The 16747-nt window shown below is 57.6% G+C and carries 17 protein-coding genes and 1 pseudogene; 12 read left to right on the forward strand and 6 right to left on the reverse strand.

Features of this window, described 5'->3' with window-relative positions; translation table 11 throughout:
- Nucleotides 1–11: 11 nt before the first annotated feature.
- Together HBN63_RS18620 and HBN63_RS18625 are read right to left on the reverse strand one after the other, a co-directional pair.
- Nucleotides 12–575, reverse strand: a complete 564-nt coding sequence (locus tag HBN63_RS18620) for a recombinase family protein (RefSeq protein ID WP_003799980.1) — start codon at nt 573–575, stop codon at nt 12–14.
- Nucleotides 576–793: 218 nt separating this feature from the next.
- A complete protein-coding gene (locus HBN63_RS18625; protein ID WP_170050448.1) occupies nt 794–1822 on the reverse strand; it encodes an IS30 family transposase in 1029 nt (342 codons plus the stop codon).
- Between the two features lie 190 nt (nt 1823–2012).
- Here HBN63_RS18625 and HBN63_RS18630 point away from each other — a divergent pair, with 190 nt between their 5' ends.
- From HBN63_RS18630 to HBN63_RS18650, 5 genes and pseudogenes are all read left to right on the forward strand, one after another.
- Nucleotides 2013–2408, forward strand: coding sequence for a GtrA family protein (locus HBN63_RS18630; protein WP_170050449.1), 396 nt, complete (start codon nt 2013–2015; stop codon nt 2406–2408).
- A gap of 16 nt (nt 2409–2424) precedes the next feature.
- Nucleotides 2425–3375: a glycosyltransferase family 2 protein gene (locus HBN63_RS18635; protein ID WP_143509477.1), complete on the forward strand. Its 951-nt coding sequence runs from the start codon at nt 2425–2427 to the stop codon at nt 3373–3375.
- Nucleotides 3375–4790, forward strand: coding sequence for a glycosyltransferase family 39 protein (locus HBN63_RS18640; protein WP_170050450.1), 1416 nt, complete (start codon nt 3375–3377; stop codon nt 4788–4790). Before HBN63_RS18635 ends, HBN63_RS18640 begins: the two co-directional genes overlap by 1 nt.
- Nucleotides 4791–5060: 270 nt before the next feature.
- Nucleotides 5061–5687 (forward strand): LysE family translocator, encoded by a 627-nt coding sequence (locus tag HBN63_RS18645; protein WP_170050451.1) that lies wholly within the window; start codon nt 5061–5063, stop codon nt 5685–5687.
- A gap of 79 nt (nt 5688–5766) precedes the next feature.
- A pseudogene (locus HBN63_RS18650) lies at nt 5767–5997 on the forward strand (DUF4158 domain-containing protein); the annotation flags it as partial.
- 206 nt (nt 5998–6203) lie between these two features.
- Here the strand turns inward: HBN63_RS18650 and HBN63_RS18655 are convergent.
- From HBN63_RS18655 to HBN63_RS18670, 4 genes are all read right to left on the reverse strand, one after another.
- Entirely contained in the window at nt 6204–7838 is a 1635-nt protein-coding gene (locus HBN63_RS18655) for a TrlF family AAA-like ATPase (RefSeq protein WP_345940500.1), read from the reverse strand.
- 266 nt (nt 7839–8104) lie between these two features.
- Nucleotides 8105–8641: a transposase gene (locus HBN63_RS21720; RefSeq protein WP_223181886.1), complete on the reverse strand. Its 537-nt coding sequence runs from the start codon at nt 8639–8641 to the stop codon at nt 8105–8107.
- Nucleotides 8642–8652: 11 nt separating this feature from the next.
- Complete coding sequence (locus HBN63_RS18665; protein ID WP_003159186.1) at nt 8653–9048, reverse strand: type II toxin-antitoxin system VapC family toxin; 396 nt, start codon at nt 9046–9048, stop codon at nt 8653–8655.
- A complete protein-coding gene (locus tag HBN63_RS18670; protein ID WP_003108276.1) occupies nt 9045–9296 on the reverse strand; it encodes an AbrB/MazE/SpoVT family DNA-binding domain-containing protein in 252 nt (83 codons plus the stop codon). Before HBN63_RS18670 ends, HBN63_RS18665 begins: the two co-directional genes overlap by 4 nt.
- Before the next feature lie 181 nt (nt 9297–9477).
- On the opposite strand from HBN63_RS18670, the gene HBN63_RS18675 reads away from it, so the two are divergent.
- The 7 genes from HBN63_RS18675 (at nt 9478) to HBN63_RS18705 (ending at nt 16632) form a co-directional block, all read left to right on the forward strand.
- Nucleotides 9478–10044 (forward strand): recombinase family protein, encoded by a 567-nt coding sequence (locus HBN63_RS18675; RefSeq protein ID WP_003159185.1) that lies wholly within the window; start codon nt 9478–9480, stop codon nt 10042–10044.
- A gap of 250 nt (nt 10045–10294) precedes the next feature.
- Complete coding sequence (locus HBN63_RS18680) at nt 10295–11425, forward strand: TniQ family protein (protein WP_130202167.1); 1131 nt, start codon at nt 10295–10297, stop codon at nt 11423–11425.
- An 826-nt stretch (nt 11426–12251) separates the two neighbouring features.
- A complete protein-coding gene (locus HBN63_RS18685; protein WP_130202166.1) occupies nt 12252–12878 on the forward strand; it encodes a response regulator in 627 nt (208 codons plus the stop codon).
- 158 nt (nt 12879–13036) lie between these two features.
- Nucleotides 13037–14167, forward strand: coding sequence for a methyl-accepting chemotaxis protein (locus HBN63_RS18690; RefSeq protein ID WP_130202165.1), 1131 nt, complete (start codon nt 13037–13039; stop codon nt 14165–14167).
- Between the two features lie 17 nt (nt 14168–14184).
- Nucleotides 14185–14550, forward strand: coding sequence for a response regulator (locus tag HBN63_RS18695; protein ID WP_130202164.1), 366 nt, complete (start codon nt 14185–14187; stop codon nt 14548–14550).
- A gap of 5 nt (nt 14551–14555) precedes the next feature.
- On the forward strand, nt 14556–14834 hold the full coding sequence (locus HBN63_RS18700; protein ID WP_130202163.1) for an STAS domain-containing protein: 279 nt from the start codon (nt 14556–14558) through the stop codon (nt 14832–14834).
- A 10-nt stretch (nt 14835–14844) separates the two neighbouring features.
- Complete coding sequence (locus HBN63_RS18705) at nt 14845–16632, forward strand: chemotaxis protein CheA (RefSeq protein ID WP_170050452.1); 1788 nt, start codon at nt 14845–14847, stop codon at nt 16630–16632.
- Nucleotides 16633–16747 lie beyond the last annotated feature (115 nt).

Below are 16747 nucleotides of genomic sequence, written 5' to 3' on the forward strand. Positions count from 1 at the left end.
AATAAAGCACGTTAAGCTCCAATTTCGCGCAGGTACTGGTACAACGTTTCGCGGCTGATGCCAAATTCACGGGCCAGCTTTGCCTTTTGCTCGCCGGCCTTGACGCGTTGCAGAAGTTCAGCGGCGCGTTCGGGCGAAAGCGCTTTCTTGCGGCCCCTGTATGCTCCGCGCTGTTTGGCGAGCGCGATGCCTTCCCTCTGTCGCTCGCGGATCAATGCTCGCTCGAACTCGGCGAACGCGCCCATGACCGACAACATCAAGTTCGCCATCGGCGAATCCTCACCGGTGAAGGTCAGGCATTCTTTGACGAACTCGATGCGCACACCGCGCCTGGTCAGCTTTTGCACAAGGCGGCGCAGGTCATCGAGGTTGCGGGCCAAGCGATCCATGCTGTGCACCACCACCGTATCTCCTTCGCGCACGAAGGCCAGCAGCGAGTCAAGTTCCGGGCGCTGGGTGTCCTTGCCCGATGCCTTGTCGGTGAATACCTTTCCGACTTCGACCTGTTCCAGTTGCCGCTCCGGGTTTTGGTCGAAGCTGCTGACCCGGACGTAGCCGATACGTTGACCTTGCAAGATGCCCCCAAACAGAAAAGTGTCAGGAATAAATCTATGACCTTGCGCAGCTTGTGTCAATAAATTAAGCGATGGAGTCTATCCGGACGTTTCTGGGTAGGCTGTCCTGACGTCCGGTTAGGGCATAGTCTAAGCAGACAGGTCAACGCACTTGCATCATTTTGGTAGTTGTAGTATTATTTAAATATAGGCGGTTGCAGAAGCTGAGTGCAACACGGTTATTGATTTGAAGCTGGAGCATGATGCCGCATAGCCATGGCTTCCTGCATCACCTCGCCCATGACTTCGATCGGGCACTTGAAATCGAAGCGTTTACGGGGGCGCATATTCAGCTCCAAGGCGATGGCATTCAATTGCTCTTGACTGTGTACCGACAAGTCAGTCCCCTTGGGCAGGTACTGGCGGATCAGGCCGTTGATGTTTTCGTTGCTACCGCGCTGCCAGGGGCTGTGCGGGTCGCAGAAGTAAATAGCGACCCCTGTCTGCTGGGTGATTTCAGCATGCCGCGCCATCTCCCGGCCCTGGTCGTAGGTCATGCTCTTGCGCATCGCCAGCGGCATGCTGTTGAGCGCTGCACTGAAGCCCTCCATCGCCGAGGTCGCCGTTGCGTCGTTCATCTTCATCAGCATCAGGTAGCCACTGGTGCGCTCCACCAACGTGCCTACCGACGAGGCGTTGGCCTTACCCTTGATCAGGTCGCCCTCCCAATGCCCCGGCATCAGCCGGTCTTCGATCTCTGGCGGGCGAACATGAATGCTGGCCATCTCAGGGATCTGGCCGCGCCGATCCACGCCACCAGAGCGCGGCCGGCGCGTCGTCTTGCCTTGGCGCAGGCAGACGATCAGCTCCTTGCGCAACTCGCCGACCGGCAAGGCATAGATCGCGTTATAGATCGTCTCACGACAGACGTAGGCATCTCTGAGGTTGGGTATGGTCATGCTGCGCAGCTTGCCGGCAATCTGCTCGGGAGACAAACGCTTACGCAGCATGTGGGCCACCAGTTCGAAGCGCTCGCTGCCCGGCACAAGCTTGCGCTTGGGGCGACAAACCTGGCGCCGAATGTTCATCTGTTGCTGGGCGCAGCGGGCTGAGTAAGCACCACTACTGCCTCGATTGCGCTTCAGCTCTCGGCTGATGGTCGAGGGCGACCTGTCAATCAGGCGAGCAATGCCGCGCAGGCTGAAGCCTTGAGCTTGACTGAGTTGAATGATGGCGCGCTCTTCGACGCTGAGTTCGGAATAGGACATAGGGGCAGCACCGTACCGGAAAGGTCAGGTGTTGCACTCAGTTTTCGCGGCCGCCATCCCTAACAACTACCCAACACCAAAATTACAATTTGGTAATATCGACGCTCTTAAACATTTTTTTCACACGCCGGCTCCCATGAGTAGTTATAGTCAACACCATACAGCCTCTTGAACACATGCAGTTCTCTCAATGATATCGCCACCCTCTACAACCTTGCCTTACTATCTGATCGTTGGAATATTTGCCACTGGCGCTCATTACATAACACTTTTGTTATTGTCTCTGGTTCTGCCCGCACTCATTGCGACGTTACTGGGAGCAATAGTCGGGACTGTTGTTAGTTATCAGGGCAACAAGCGCTGGACGTTTACAAAGGCTCGCCCATCCGACACTTATCAATGGCTGCGCTTCAGCATCACGGCCTTGGTCTACAACGGTACAAACCTGGCCCTGATGGCGTTCCTGCTGGAGCAGTGGCCCCAGCGCCTATGGCTGATGCAGGTGATCACCACCTGTGCCCTGACGTTGATCACTTACCAAATCAACCAGTACTGGAGCTTTCGCCATGAATCGATCAAGAGCTGAGCGCTCCCCACGTCCGATGCTCAGTGTGATTGTCTGTTGTTATAACGAAGCCAAGGTACTGCCTTTTTTTCATAAGCGGCTAATGGCTGTACTTAAGACACTCAGCATTCGCTACGAAGTAGTGTATGTCAACGACGGCAGCCGCGATGAAACACTGGCGCTACTGGATGGTTATTGCCAGGCGCCTGGCGTTCGTTGTTTGAACCTGAGCCGTAACTTTGGCAAGGAAGCCGCCATGGTCGCCGGTATTGATTATGCGGTCGGGGATGCGTTGTTATTTATTGATGCCGACTTGCAAGACCCGCCCGAACTTATTCCACTCATGGTTCATCATTGGTTGACCGGTAGCGATATCGTCAATATGCAGCGCCGCAGTCGCCTGTCTGATACCTCAAGCAAACGTATCAGTGCCCACCTCTATTACAAACTGATGAACTTTTTGGCCGACAAGTTTGATGTTCCCGCAGACGTCAGCGACTTCCGCCTGATTGGCCCGGCGCCCCTGGCAGCGCTGCGCGGTATGCCGGAACGGACGCGTTTCATGAAGGGCCTGATCAGTTGGCTGGGGTTCAATACCATCGAGTTGCCCTATGACCGTGAGCCGCGTAGCGCCGGTCTCAGCAAATGGGGGCCGCTGGCGCTGATCGACCTCGGTATCGAAGGCGTATTGGCGCTGTCGCGCAAGCCGTTGCGCTGGTTCAGCCTGCTCAGCCTGATGATTTTCATCGCCACCATGGTGCTCATCATCCAGCAGATGAGCGTAAACACCGCCAATGCCCATCACGTGATCATGGGCATTGCTGCGTTCATTACCGTGGGCATAGCAATGATCGGCGAATACCTCGGGGCAACGTTGAGCGAAGTCAGGCAGCGTCCCATCTATCTACTCGACAACCTGCTCGGCGAAGCCCCTGAACGGCCGGAGCACCCCTGCCCGATACACCCTCGCGAACAAGAAAACCACTGATGATAACGACCCGTACGCTATGGCTGGTATTGATCGCCATTTTGGCCCTGCGCCTGGCAAGCCTGGGGCTGTACCCGCTGATGGACACCTCGGAAGCCCGCTACGCGGAAATGGCCCGCAAGATGCTGGTACTCGGCAACTGGGTAACCCCGCTGTTCGAGCTGGACGTACCTTTTTGGGGCAAGCCGCCACTGTCGTTCTGGACCCAGGCGCTGGGCATGAAGTTGCTGGGTATCAATGAATTCGCCATTCGCTTTCCGGCGTGGCTGCTGCATGTCGCCAGTTGCCTGATCATCATCCGGTTTGCCCGTGAGCAGGCCGATGAAAAAACGGCGGTATTGGCGGCAATTATCTTTTCCAGCTCAACCCTCGGCCTGTTGTCAGCAGGTGTGGTGTTGACCGACCCGGCATTGAGTTTCTCGGTACTGCTGGCCAGCTATGGCTTCTGGTGCGGCATGACACGGGGCGACCGCCGTTGGGCACTGGCAGGATTTGCCGGCCTGGGCCTCGGGTTGCTGGCAAAGGGGCCGTTGGTGCTGGTGCTGGTGGGGGCTCCAGCTGTGATCTGGACGCTTTACTACCGACAATGGCGTGCCTTTTTGCACTTGCCCTGGCTGCTGGGCCTTGCGTTGATGCTGGTGATTGCCGTGCCTTGGTACGTGATTGCTGAACAGCGCACGCCGGGGTTTCTCGATTACTTCCTGATCGGCGAGCACTGGAAGCGTTATGTGGTCAGCAAATGGGCCGGAGACTTGTACGGCAGCGCCCATGCCCGGCCCACGGGCGCCATCTGGATGGCCCTGATGCTCGCGCTTTTTCCCTGGACGCTGCTGTTGCCAGCGGTGTACTTCGCCCTGCGCCGCTCGGCCCTGTCGGGTCGCTACTATGGTTTTATCGCCCTGTGGGCCCTGGCTACGCCGGTATTTTTCACGTTCTCCAGCAATATCCTGTGGACTTACGTGCTGCCATCGCTGCCGGCCTGGAGCCTGCTGCTGGCTGGCGCACTCAAGGCTGTGCCCTGGCAAACCGGCAAAACCATCATTGGGTTGATCCTCGCGCTGCTGCTGCCGGTATGGCTGCTGATCGCTGCCATCGACGGCCGCGCCTTTGACCGGCCGAATAACCAACGTGATCTCGCCAGGGCCTGGCAGCAGTTGCAGGCAGAGCGTCCCGGAACCCTCTTTTACTGGGGCCGGCGCTCGTACTCGGGGGAGTTCTATACGCAGGGGCAGGCACGCCGGGTCGAGGACTTGGCTACCTTGCCCGTTGACCGCAGCTTTTACATCGCCCGTCGGGTACGTGACCTCAAGCGAGGCATCCAGGGCTTGCAGCCGTTCAATTGTGTCGAGCAACTGCGTGCCAGCCAAAGCGTGTTATTCAGGTGCGAACCACTGAAAGCACCCACTGACCTGTAGGAGCCGGCTTGCCGGCAACGCCCTGGCGACCAGCATCAACAGCGTTGCGTTACGGCTACCAGACCAGCTCCTGGCTGCCCCTTTGCCCCGATACATCATCAAGCTGGGGGCGCTTTCCGGGCTGGGAATCGACCATGCACTGATGCTGGGCCTGCAAGTGAAGACCGCGTTCTAAAGCGCTAGCGCATAGGCATCTGGATTAATCTTGATCTTGGACCTCCAGTTGGAACACGATGGCTGCCTTGAACCGTTGACGAAAGGAATCTCGTTATGTTCCCTCTGGACATCTGGCTGACCTATACCGCCGCCTGCCTGTTGCTGGTGCTTTCCCCCGGGCCGGACAACCTGCTGGCCATCGCCAGGGGCCTGAGCCAGGGGCGCATGGCGGCGGCCATTTCGGGGGTTGCGTCGGGCACCGGGATTCTGTTTCACGTAGCCACCGCCTCGTTGGGCCTGACCCTATTGATGCAGACATCCGCCGTGGCCTTCTGGGTCGTAAAAGTGATCGGCGCCAGCTACCTGGTGTGGCTGGGTATCAAGGTCTTGCGTTCGCGCAGCCTGATCAACTTCAAACCGGCGGCACGGCAATCGCTCAAAAGCATCTTCCTCACCGGCTTCCTGTCTGCGGCGCTTAACCCTAAGCCGGGACTGTTTGTGCTTGCGTTCATTCCACAGTTCGTCAACCCATCATTGGCGCCGGTCACTGTGCAGATGCTGGTCTACGGCACCTGGTTCGCCGCGTTGACCGCCCTGGGCTTTGCGCTCATGGGAATTTTTGCAACGCGCCTGTCGACCTGGCTGCAGCGCAAGCCAAAAGTTGTCAACGGCCTGAATGTCGGCGCCGGACTGACCTTCGTCGCGTCCGGGCTTTCGGTAGCAGCACTCAGCCAAAAATAACCCATGATTGCTCATGGGTTATTAGTTGCAGGCCTTACGCTCGGATCAGGTGATCAAAAGCACTCAGGGAAGCCTTGTCATGCCACGCCGTTCTATCCTGTCCATTGCCGAGCGTGACAGCCTGCTGGCATTGCCAGATACCAAGGAAGAACTGATTCGTCAGTACACGTTTAGCGACACCGACCTGTCCATCATTCGGCAGCGGCGCGGCCCGGCCAACCGCCTGGGCTTCGCCGTGCAGCTCTGCTACCTGCGCTTTCCCGGTGTCATCCTTGGCGTCGATGAGCCGCCGTTTCCGCCTTTGCTGAAACATCAATGCATTCTTAGAGGTAGGCCAAATGCAGGGGGTCAACGCGTTGAGTTCCTTGTTCAAAGGCCATACGCGTTTTGCCTTGGTGATGGATCAATCGCAGGCCATTCATGGGGTAGTTGCCAAAGCTCATCGCAGGTACTGAAAATGGAAGCCCCCCCCACCCCCGTGAGGGGGCGGGCCCGCCAATGTCTCTGAAGATAGGTTCAGATTGAAACCCGCAGACGTTTGGCGCGCTCTTTGAAAGCACGCTCACCGCCTTCTAGGATTTCGCAGACGTGCTGCCTAATGAGCGGGTTTTCGAGGCTACCGCTCACGTAGGTAATGAGCGGCAACTTGCCAGGTCTATGCGACCCGCACTTAGCCACGATCACTTGATCCGCATCAGTGTTAACTACCAGGTTGGCATTGTGTGTCACGATGATGATCTGACGCCGCTTTTTAGCATCACGGAAGCGATGTACCAGCTCCTCGAAGATCGACTGAGGGTCCAGGTTTTCTTCGGGTTGGTCGATGATCAGCGGCCGGTCGTCTTCCGCATCAATGGCCAGGTACAGCAATAGCAACACGATGCCGCGTGTACCAGGAGACAACTGCTCGATATCGACGCCGTCGTACTGCAAGCCATATCCGACAGTGATGTGATCGGTGCTGTAAAGCCAGTCGGAGATATCGCGCGCCCATGCGCGGAAGTCAGCATTCTCAGGCATGTGATCTCTGAGCGCCGACTCATTGGTTTTCACGAAGTCTAGTAAGGCTGTGGCAGCTTGGGTGGCGTCACCTGTCGACCAAGCTGATAGCAGCCCGGCGCGTGCGCATCGCAACAGTTCGCCGCGCCCTTTGAAGGGGCCATTGGTACGTAAGTCCAGGAGACTTTCACCTTTGGCTGCCCATCCTGCTAGGTCGACAACTCGGCGTACTGAGAATGACAGCTTTGACAGGGAGCCGGCGGCTCCATCAATGCGAGATTTGATGGGCCCATAGAGATCTACTAGCTCCTTTTCTTCATCGACGATGGCCTCGAAGATGGCTGCATATGCCGTACGACGTGCGTCGAGCAGTGCCCGTATACGCTCATCGGCTCCTTGGGCGCGTTCAATCTGCTGGAGCACTTTGTTAAGTGCAGTCTCTGCCCTGGTGATCTTGTCCGACAAGGTTGTGAAGCGCTTGGCGTTCTGTGTATCAACGCCAACCAGTGTACGTATGCGTGCCAGCTCTCGTTCCAGCAAGGAGAGAGACTGATTGGCAAGGCTCGAGTTCAGAGATATTAGTGCGACTGTTGGATCAGGGTTCGCCTGAACCATCGGATCAGTATTCGCGGGACCTTGCAGCTCAGCAATCAACAGGCTCGCCTGTTTGATTTGTTCGGTCAGAAGCAAGTCGACTGGGCCTACAAAGTCGAGTTTGAAGGCATCCCAGTCAGCGTCGCTTAAACCGGCGTTCTCGCGATCGCGCTTAAGGTCGGCGAGGAATGCTGGCGCTTGCCTGGAGCGGAAGTCACGCACGTCGTTTTGTAGGTTGAGCAGGGATTGATGCTTACGTACAGCCTGATCCACCTGCTGCCGTTTCGCGTCGACCGCAAGGGAGATTTGTTCATGACGTCTGGCCCGTTCTTCATTGCCCTTGGGGATCAGTGCGTCGCGATCAGTTTTGTCCTTATCAATAGCTCGTTTCTTCTCGTCGCGATCCTTCTCCAGTGCCTTGATGCCGTCCTTTCTAACGCGCTCATCGGTGAGGTCGGCGGATGCCCTAGTCAGCGCCTGCTGCTGCCGTTCCCGCATCTGGCGTGAGGAATCCAGGCGAATATTGGGGTTTGGGGAGCAACGGAACAGAAAGTGCACTTAAGCCCAGCGCCTGCCCGCAAACCCTTGTGGCGTCTGGTTAGTTCGGGAAAACCATCCTTTTGTCGAACCCTGGCAGGCACTGACGCCAGTGTCGTTTTCAGAAGGCGACTGCACCAGTTCACTGGGCTGGCCGCCGTGTGTGCATAGAACTTCTGACCGGGAACGGTCAGAAGTTCTATGCACGAAGCGCCGCGAGAGATCGGAATTGCTCAGAACTCTTGTGCACGGCGCGACAAAGCCGGAACCGCCGAAAATTCCGGCGATCAACCGGCAAGCTGCTTGATGCGCTCGGCCAGGCGGCCGAAAGCCTCGTTCACGTATTCCAGCACCTTGGGTTCTGCGCCCTGCGTGCGCAGCGAGTCTTTGAAGGCTTCCAGGTCGGACAGCCATTGCCGATGCAGGCGGCCCAGCTCGTCGAGCTGAGGCCGGAAGTCTTGGAGACTGCCGCTCGCACGAAACGCCTGGTAGCTACGCTCAAGCGTGGCCGCCGTGGTCAGCAGTTGCGCGCCCATTTGCTTGTGCTGTTCGGAGAACTCGGCCATGCCGTCATAGGGCCGCGAAGCCTTGCGGCGCTCGGCTTCGGATGCCTCTTCCATGATGCGGGCGTAGCGGTAGAACCCTGGGAACTCGCGGGACAGCGCCATGAGCTGCTGATCGGATGTGCCGACCCAAATCCTGTGCAGGTCAGGCCCGTACCCCATCATGCGATTGATGATGGCATGGGCCTCGCTGACACCCTGGGCGGCAAGCTGCTGCATGTGTTGGTCGATCTTCGCGGCCAGTCGGCGGAATTCGTTCATGCTCATGTCCGTCACAAAAGGCGCGTTGATTGCCCTTGCGCCGTGAGAAGTGCCACCGCCTTCTTATCGAAGGAAACGAAGGTTTCCCCGCCAAGCCAGTTGCCTTCGTAGGCAATGACGCCATCGGCAAAGTCTCCGCCCGCGTCGAGCACCAGCAAGCCAGCCTCCACGGCAGGCCGGTTCACTTCCACATTCGCGGCGGCCAGTAGTGCCCGGATCGCGCTGGCCGCGTCGGCTTGCTGGAAGCCGTAGACACGCAGCAGCACCCAAACAAATTCGCATAGGCACGGCAGCGCGACCGCGATCAACTCGGCGTCGGTCAAGACTGCGGCGGCAACGTCCGCTTGTGCGGGATCGTCACGCACAACCGCACGCACAAGGACGTTGGTATCGACTGCGACCTTCATTGCTTACCTGCCCAGCCTTGCGCCGCCGCCTCGTTGATTTCTTCGATGGTGGCAACCTTCTGCGTCTTGCCCGCGAGCAGGCCGACAAAGCTGGCTATCGTCCCTGCGGGCCGTGCCGCCTTGAGCACGCCCCGACCGTCTGGCAACAAGTCCAGCTCGATCTTGTCGCCTGGCCTGATGCCGAGGTGTTGCAGTACGTCCTTCCGAAACGTCACTTGTCCCCGTGCGGTAACGGTCAATGTGGTCATGGTGGTTTGCCCTCGCAATCAAGGTTGATGCTTCACATAGTAATGCAAAAATGCCTTACCGTCAATGTCCGTCAAACGATCATTAGTCGGCCATGCCGGACACTGTCCAGCAAAGTTATTGCACAACGGGTTGTCGGACATTAAGATAGGCGGACGGAATGACGGACAAGAGAGGCGGCAAATGGCACTGATCGGCTATGCGCGGGTATCGACGGCGGAACAGGACACCGCCTTGCAGACGGATGCGCTACGCAAGGCAGGCTGCGAGCGCGTTTTCGAGGACACGGCTTCCGGGGCCAAGGCCGACCGCCCCGGCTTGGCTGATGCGCTGGCCTACCTGCGCGACGGCGACGTGCTGGCCGTCTGGCGGCTGGATCGGCTCGGGCGCTCTATGCCGCACCTAATCGAAACGATAGGCGCGCTGGAAGCGCGAGGCGTCGGCTTCCGTTCTCTGACGGAAGCCATCGACACCACCACGCCAGGCGGGCGGCTCATCTTCCACGTGTTCGGCGCGCTGGGCCAGTTCGAGCGCGACTTGATCCGCGAGCGCACCAAGGCCGGGTTGACTGCCGCCGCCGCTCGTGGGAGGAAGGGCGGGCGAAAGCCGGTTGTCACCGCCGACAAGTTGCAGCGAGCGCGGGAGCACATCGCCAACGGGCTTAATGTCCGAGAGGCCGCTACACGGCTCAAGGTGAGCAAGACGGCCCTGTACACCGCGCTGCAATCCACCAGTGCAGCCGACTCCTGATATTCCGTGCAGTCGTCTTCTGAAAATGACAAAGGCCCCGCTCTGCGGGGCCTTTTCGTTCTCAAAACTCTTTATCAAAACTAAATTCTCAGATACCCTTGCTAAGTCGAGATTTTAGTTTTAGAAAATAAAAACTGTCGCTGAAAAATAAAAACTGTCGCATCTAGAGCAGGGGCCCTGGCTAAGATGCGACAGATGGCTGTCGCTGCAGCCGTCCCTTTAGACCTGACATCCTAAAATGTTGTGAATTATGTTATTGCGAATTCAACGTGAAGAGTCGCTACGGTCATTTATTGCGCGAAATATTTATGCAAACAGTTTAAGTCCAGCCACAAAAGAGCTTAAACGTATATCGAAGAACTCAATCGTGAGTAGCGAAGTTCTAAAAATTGGTAAGGCAATGGGATGGCTAGGTTGTTATGGCATGAATCGGCTACTCCATAATCACACTTTCTACCCTAGATTTGCATTTCTTCATGAAAATGAAGATATATCTTATTCTGAGAGTGAGTATGTTTATTGGAGCCATCGTTTCGAATTAGCTAAAGCGCCATCGCGATTTTGCCCTGAGTGTGTGAGAGATGATATTGCATATTTAGGGTTTTCTTACTGGCGAAGAGTGCACCATCCAGATATCAATGTATGTGCCAAGCATAACGTGTATCTTGAGGCTCAGTGTCCATTTTGTTCAGAGCCTTTTTCTTATGAAAAAAATGGATTAGACGTAATGTGGAAGGGGTGCAAAGGTTTACATTTAAGTGGAGCCCCCTCTAGGAAAAACCTTGAAGTTTCGGAGCTTAAGAAGGCAGAATTTTTTAGAGATGTTTTTAATTATGAGTCAGTAATATCTGTTGATGCTGTGCGTTTGGCATTGACGCAAAGAGCTGTTTTGAAAAAGCCGCATATACAAAAAGAGCTATTATCCGCTAAATATATGCATGAATGTATTGAGATACTAAAGGTTGAATTCAAGGAAGACTGGATAATCAAAAATAGTCCTATATCATCCTTAAGCGCTGATAATGTATGGGCCGCGACAGTAGCTCTTTATGAAGGATTCGATGACTTTATAAATCATGTTAAATGCTATGATTATAGACCTAGGAAAGTAGAGTCACTTTGGTCTACATATGAACATGGAACCTATAAGTTCGCCCAGTATATCCAAGAAGATTATGTATATGGGGTAGGGCACTGGTCTAGCACTCTTTCGTCAAAAGAGTTGATCGAATATCGCGGTGAGCCATTCGGACGGCCAAGACTATATCCCTGTTGTAATGACGTCCCGCCGTTCTATCAGACTGGACGTCTCCAGCCGACTCCAGTTGGGTGGCCACCTCCAAGTGTTCCTATACTGGCAAAGCATCCGTCAGAGTATTGAAGTAAAGGCTTTAATTAATTAGAGGAGCAGATGAAAAAATGGTCAGTCATGGGGGGAGAGGAGTCCATATCTGGCCGCCACTAGCCCCACAAGCTCTACTTGAGCAGGGACGAACGCTCTAGGTAGTGCGATCTAGCTCCGCTATTCGGCTCGATCAGCTTCGAGTCTGCAGGCGGTCGGCCTGCTGCCGCTCTCGGACCTCTGCCTGCTGTGCAATCATAGTCTGGATCTGGGTGTAAAGCTGGGCGTCCTCGTTGTCCCGGTCCGCGACGGTCACTACAAGCGCGTATGGCTCCTCATCCAGCACGTCGGGATGATTCCACTCGCGGTCCTGCCTGATCACTACCACGAACCATTTGTCATTGGGGTTGCGCCGCCTGAATGTCCAGCGCGAAGACTGAACCGTGCCGCGGCTTCTCTGCTGAGCCGAAATGTCGCGGTTAGGTACCGCATCATCATTCCGAGCCTCAGCATCGGCCTTGTTGGCCTTGTTGGCCTGGTTGAAGTGTTTTTGAACCTCATCCAGAGAGGCACCTTTAACCAGGCGGAAGCTGATCTTGGTGGCCAGATACTCGATCCTGGTCGTACGAACTGCCGGCGAGTAACCATATTCAGCAACAGCTGCATGCCGACCAACTAGCGCCTGTCCTAGTTTATGCCCAAGGGTTTGGCTGCAACCAGGAAATGTGGACGCACCTAACCCCAGAACCTAGCGCGGTTTTCTCTCCTGCCCCTCACCTCTCGCACAGTCAGACGCCCGGCTCTTTGCTTCAACCCACGACCCCGTACAATGCCGCCCTCATTTTCCCCCGCGTGTGGCTGATCCATGCCTAAAGAGATTGCAGCGCTGCCAAGCTCATTACCGGCTGGCACCGTCTTTCTTATCGACGACGACGACTTCATCCTGCAGGTACAAGCCGAATTGCTGCGCTCGGTTGGGCTGGAGGTTCGCTGCTTTACCTCTTCAGCCGACTTTCTACGCGCCTACGTCAGCACCCCCCGCGAATGCATCCTTTCTGACTTGCGCATGCCCGAAATCAGTGGATTGCAGTTGCAAGCGCGCCTGATTGAGCGCGGCCTGGATACGCCGATTATTTTTATCACCGGGCATGCCGATGTCGCCACCGCCGTCGAAGCCATGCGCCGCGGCGCTTTCGACTACGTGGAAAAACCGGTGCATGGCCAACACCTGCTGGACCGTGTCTATGCGGCCCTGAAACTCAGCAGCGAGCGTTACCACGAGCGCCAGGCGCGCATCACCCGTGAAGCCCGCTTAGCCCTACTGACCCCACAGGAAAGTAAGATTGCCGGCTGGGTTGTTGCAGGTAAATCCAGCAGAGAAATCGCCGAACTGGGCAACATCAGCGTGCGCACGGTGGAAAACCACCGGGCCCGCATCATGGATAAACTGCATGTCACCTCCGTGGTCGAGATGGTCCGCCTGCTGTTCTGAATGCGCATGCAGGGCGCTTCGCACCCCAAGTAAGACCAGGTGCCAAACCACATTGGGTAATTCCCGCCCCTTCTACTGAGTAGTTCTACTCACGCGCTCGTGCCACCAACTGCCCACACTTAGCCGCTTTGCAGTTAAGTGATACGGGGACGCTAGGCATGGGTAATCCAAAGGTGCTGGCAGGCTTGGGCCTGACCAACCTGCTGCTGTGCACGCTGCTGGCTGAATGGTGGTGGCAGGGCGCAGCCTGGGGGCTGGCCGTTTTTGCGCTCAGCGGTTGGAGCCTGGCGCGCACTGCGGGCGCGGCTGAACAGAGCAGTGAACTCAGTGATGAGCCAAACATCAACGCCGCTCAGACCCAACGCCTCAGCGACCTGCAAGCCCTGCTGCGCGGTGTTATCCCCACGTGGACGCAGCATCTAAACTTGGCGCGCAGCCAGGTCGGCGAGGCCATTATCGGGCTGTCCAGCGGCTTTGCCGGGGTCAGCCAACGGCTATTCACCGGCGCCCAGCAAAGCAGCAGCCTGCAAGGCGGCCGGGCGATCGAAACCATCCAGCAGGCCGAACAGGGGCTGCATCAGATCATCGATGCCCTGCACCAAACCCAGGCCTACCGCGCCACTCTGGTCAGCGAGATCAGCAGCATCGCCAGCCACACCCATGACCTCAGCCGCATGGCCGAGCAGGTCGGCAAAATCGCCGACCAGACCAACCTGCTGGCGTTGAATGCGGCCATTGAAGCCGCCCGGGCTGGCGAGAGTGGCCGCGGTTTCTCCGTGGTGGCTGACGAAGTGCGCAAGCTCTCGCGCCAGTCCGGCGAAACCGGCAAACACATTCGGGCAACCGTCAGCACGGTGACCGAGGCCATCGATAAAGCCCAGCAAATCTCGGCGCAATTTGCCGAGCGCGAGCGCAGCCTGGTTCAGCTGTCACAGAGCCTGGCCGAACGCATCGTCGGCGACTTCAACACCACCGCGCAAGAACTGCAGTACTCGCTGGATGAGCTGCACCAAGAACGCAGCCTGCTGGAAAGCGACGTCAATCAACTGGTCATGCACCTGCAGTTTCAGGACCGCGTCGATCAGATCGTCAGCCATATCGTCGATGACATGCAGCGCCTGGAGCAGGCCGGCGGCCAACTGCTCGATCACGACGCCTGCTTACCGCCCGTACAGAGCTGGCTCAGCCGCCTTTCCGCCACCTACACCACCCTTGAGCAGCAGGCGTTGCACGAGGGTCAGCACGCCGCCGGTCCAGCGAATAACGCCTCGTCTGTCACCTTCTTCTAAATGCGTTGAGGAACCCCATGAGCAAGACAATTTTAGTCATCGACGATTCAGCCAGCATGCGTCAGATGATCAGCATGACACTGCGCGGCGCAGGCTACAGCGTGGTCGAGGCCCAGGACGGCAAGGACGCGCTGAGCAAGCTCGACGGCAGCAAATACAACCTCATCGTCTCGGATGTAAACATGCCGAACATGGATGGCCTGAGCTTCGTCAAAGCGGCCAAGCAGTTGCCCGCCTACAAGTTCACCCCAGTGATCATGCTCACCACCGAAGCCGGCGAAGCGAAAAAAGCCGAAGGCAAGGCCGCAGGCGTCAGGGCCTGGATCGTTAAGCCCTTTCAGCCGCCCATGCTGCTCGACGCCGTTTCCAAGCTGGTGATGTGACGACCATGAGCAATCTGCCTGACGCACCCATCAGCCCCTTGATTTTGGGCGGTGCTTTCACCATCGAGCGCGCTGTTGCGCTGCAGCAACTGCTGCTCCAGCAGCTGCAACAGATTGGCCTGCAGGAGGTTTGCCTCAGTGGCATCAGTGAAATCGACTGTGCCGGCCTGCAACTGCTGCTGGCGCTAAAACACAGCAACCCGCACCTGCGCTTGAGCGCACCCAGCCCAGCCGTCGAGCAACTGCTGACGCGACTGCAGCTGACGGCGCTATTAAGTGATTGAGGAAGGCTTCATGGATATGCAAGCGGTACGCAACGTACTGATCGAAGAAGCCCGCGAGTTGCTGGCAGCGATGGAACAAGCCCTGCTTGAGGTCGAGACGCACGGCGCCGATAGCGAGCGGATCAATGCCATTTTTCGGGCGGCCCACACCCTTAAAGGCTCCTCAGGCATGTTCAACCTGCAGCTGGTGGTGGGCTTTACCCACCTGATGGAAAACCTGCTGGTGCGCGTACGTACCGGCGAACAGGCCATCGACGCACAGCTGATCAGCCTGTTGCTGGGCTGTGGCGACTACCTGAGCCGGCTGTTTGACAACGTGGCCGACGGTTTGGATGAACAAGACCCCGACCCGCAAACCCGCGCCCTGCTTAGCGCCGAGCTGCAACAGTACCTGACAATCGTCGCCCCCCTCAGTGCGACCGAGCCATTGCCGGGCGCAGCGCTAAACACGCACGTGCAGCATTGGCGGATCGAGTTGCGCCCCGAGCCACAGGTATTTCTCCACGGCCTGGATCCCATTGCGTTCGTCAACTACTTGGCCGGGTTAGGCGAAGTCCTGTGCCTTGAAGTGCTGCAAGACACGCTGCCGACCCTCGCCACCCTGGAAGCCGAGTCCTGCTACCTGGGCTTCGTGCTGGAGATCCTCAGTAGCGCGACACAGGCAAACATCGAGCAGGCGCTGGAGTTTATCGCCCAGGATTGTGCCATCCACATCAGCCAGCAGCCGCCTACCGAGCTGACTGCCGCCCCGACATGGACCCCGGAGCTGACAGCGGAGAGCGTTCAGGCGCTGGTGGAGCCGGGCGACAGCCTGCGCGCGCGCAGCCAGGAACAAGTGTTTATCAAGGTCGATGCTCGCAAGCTGGATCAGTTGATTGACTCGGTGGGCGAGCTGGTTACCCGCTCGGCCCGCAGCCGCACATTGGCGGAAGATGCCCCGCGCGAGGCGGTGAAAACCTTTATGGAAGAGGTCGACAGCTTCGTCGAACAGATTCGCGACCGCGCCCTGAGCCTGCGCATGGCGCCAGTCAACGAAGTGTTTCAACGCTTCCCGCGCGTAGTCCGCGATGTTGCGCGTGACCTCGGCAAACAGGTCGACCTTAACATTCGTGGGGCCGACACCGAGCTCGACAAGTCGCTACTCGACAAACTCAACGACCCGCTGCTGCACATCGTGCGCAACGCCCTGGACCACGGCCTGGAGCCGGCCGACGTACGCCAGGCCATGGGCAAACCGGCCCTTGGCACGCTGAGCCTCAACGCCTATCACGATTCCGGCTGCGTGGTACTGGAGATCAGTGACGATGGCCGTGGCCTGGACGCACAGAAGATCCGTGGCAAAGCCATCGAGCGCGGCCTGATCAATGTCGACAGCGACCTCGACGAACAGGCGATCTATCACCTGATCTTCGAAGCCGGCTTCTCCACCGCCGAACAGGTTACTGACCTGTCTGGGCGCGGTGTCGGCATGGACGTGGTGCGGCGCAGCATCGAAGCGCTGCGCGGCACCATCGAGATCAACTCACACCTGGGCAGCGGCACCACCTTCCGCATTCGCCTGCCCCTGACGCTGTCGATCATCGATGGTTTTCAGGTGGTGGTCGGCGAGGCGCACTTCGTAATCCCGCTGGAGCAAGTGGTGGAGTGCCTGGAACTCGGCGAGCGCTCTGGCAGCAACCAGATCGTCAGCCTGCGCGACTCGCCCCTGGCATTCGTGCGCCTGGCCGAGCTGTTCAACATCCCGGCGCAAGCCGGTGCCCGCGAATGCCTGGTGGTGGTGCAACACTGTTGGCGCTGATGGAAAATTGACCCACCCTGCCGATTGAAATTTGACCCAGGGCGGATTGCTGATTTTGTTACCAGCAACTGTGGATAAGTCTACCAGCGCAGCTGCTGTTGCCCCCACTCCTTCG

Origin of the sequence: Pseudomonas sp. WS 5011, from assembly GCF_012985775.1 — a bacterium.
GTDB lineage: Bacteria > Pseudomonadota > Gammaproteobacteria > Pseudomonadales > Pseudomonadaceae > Aquipseudomonas > Aquipseudomonas peli.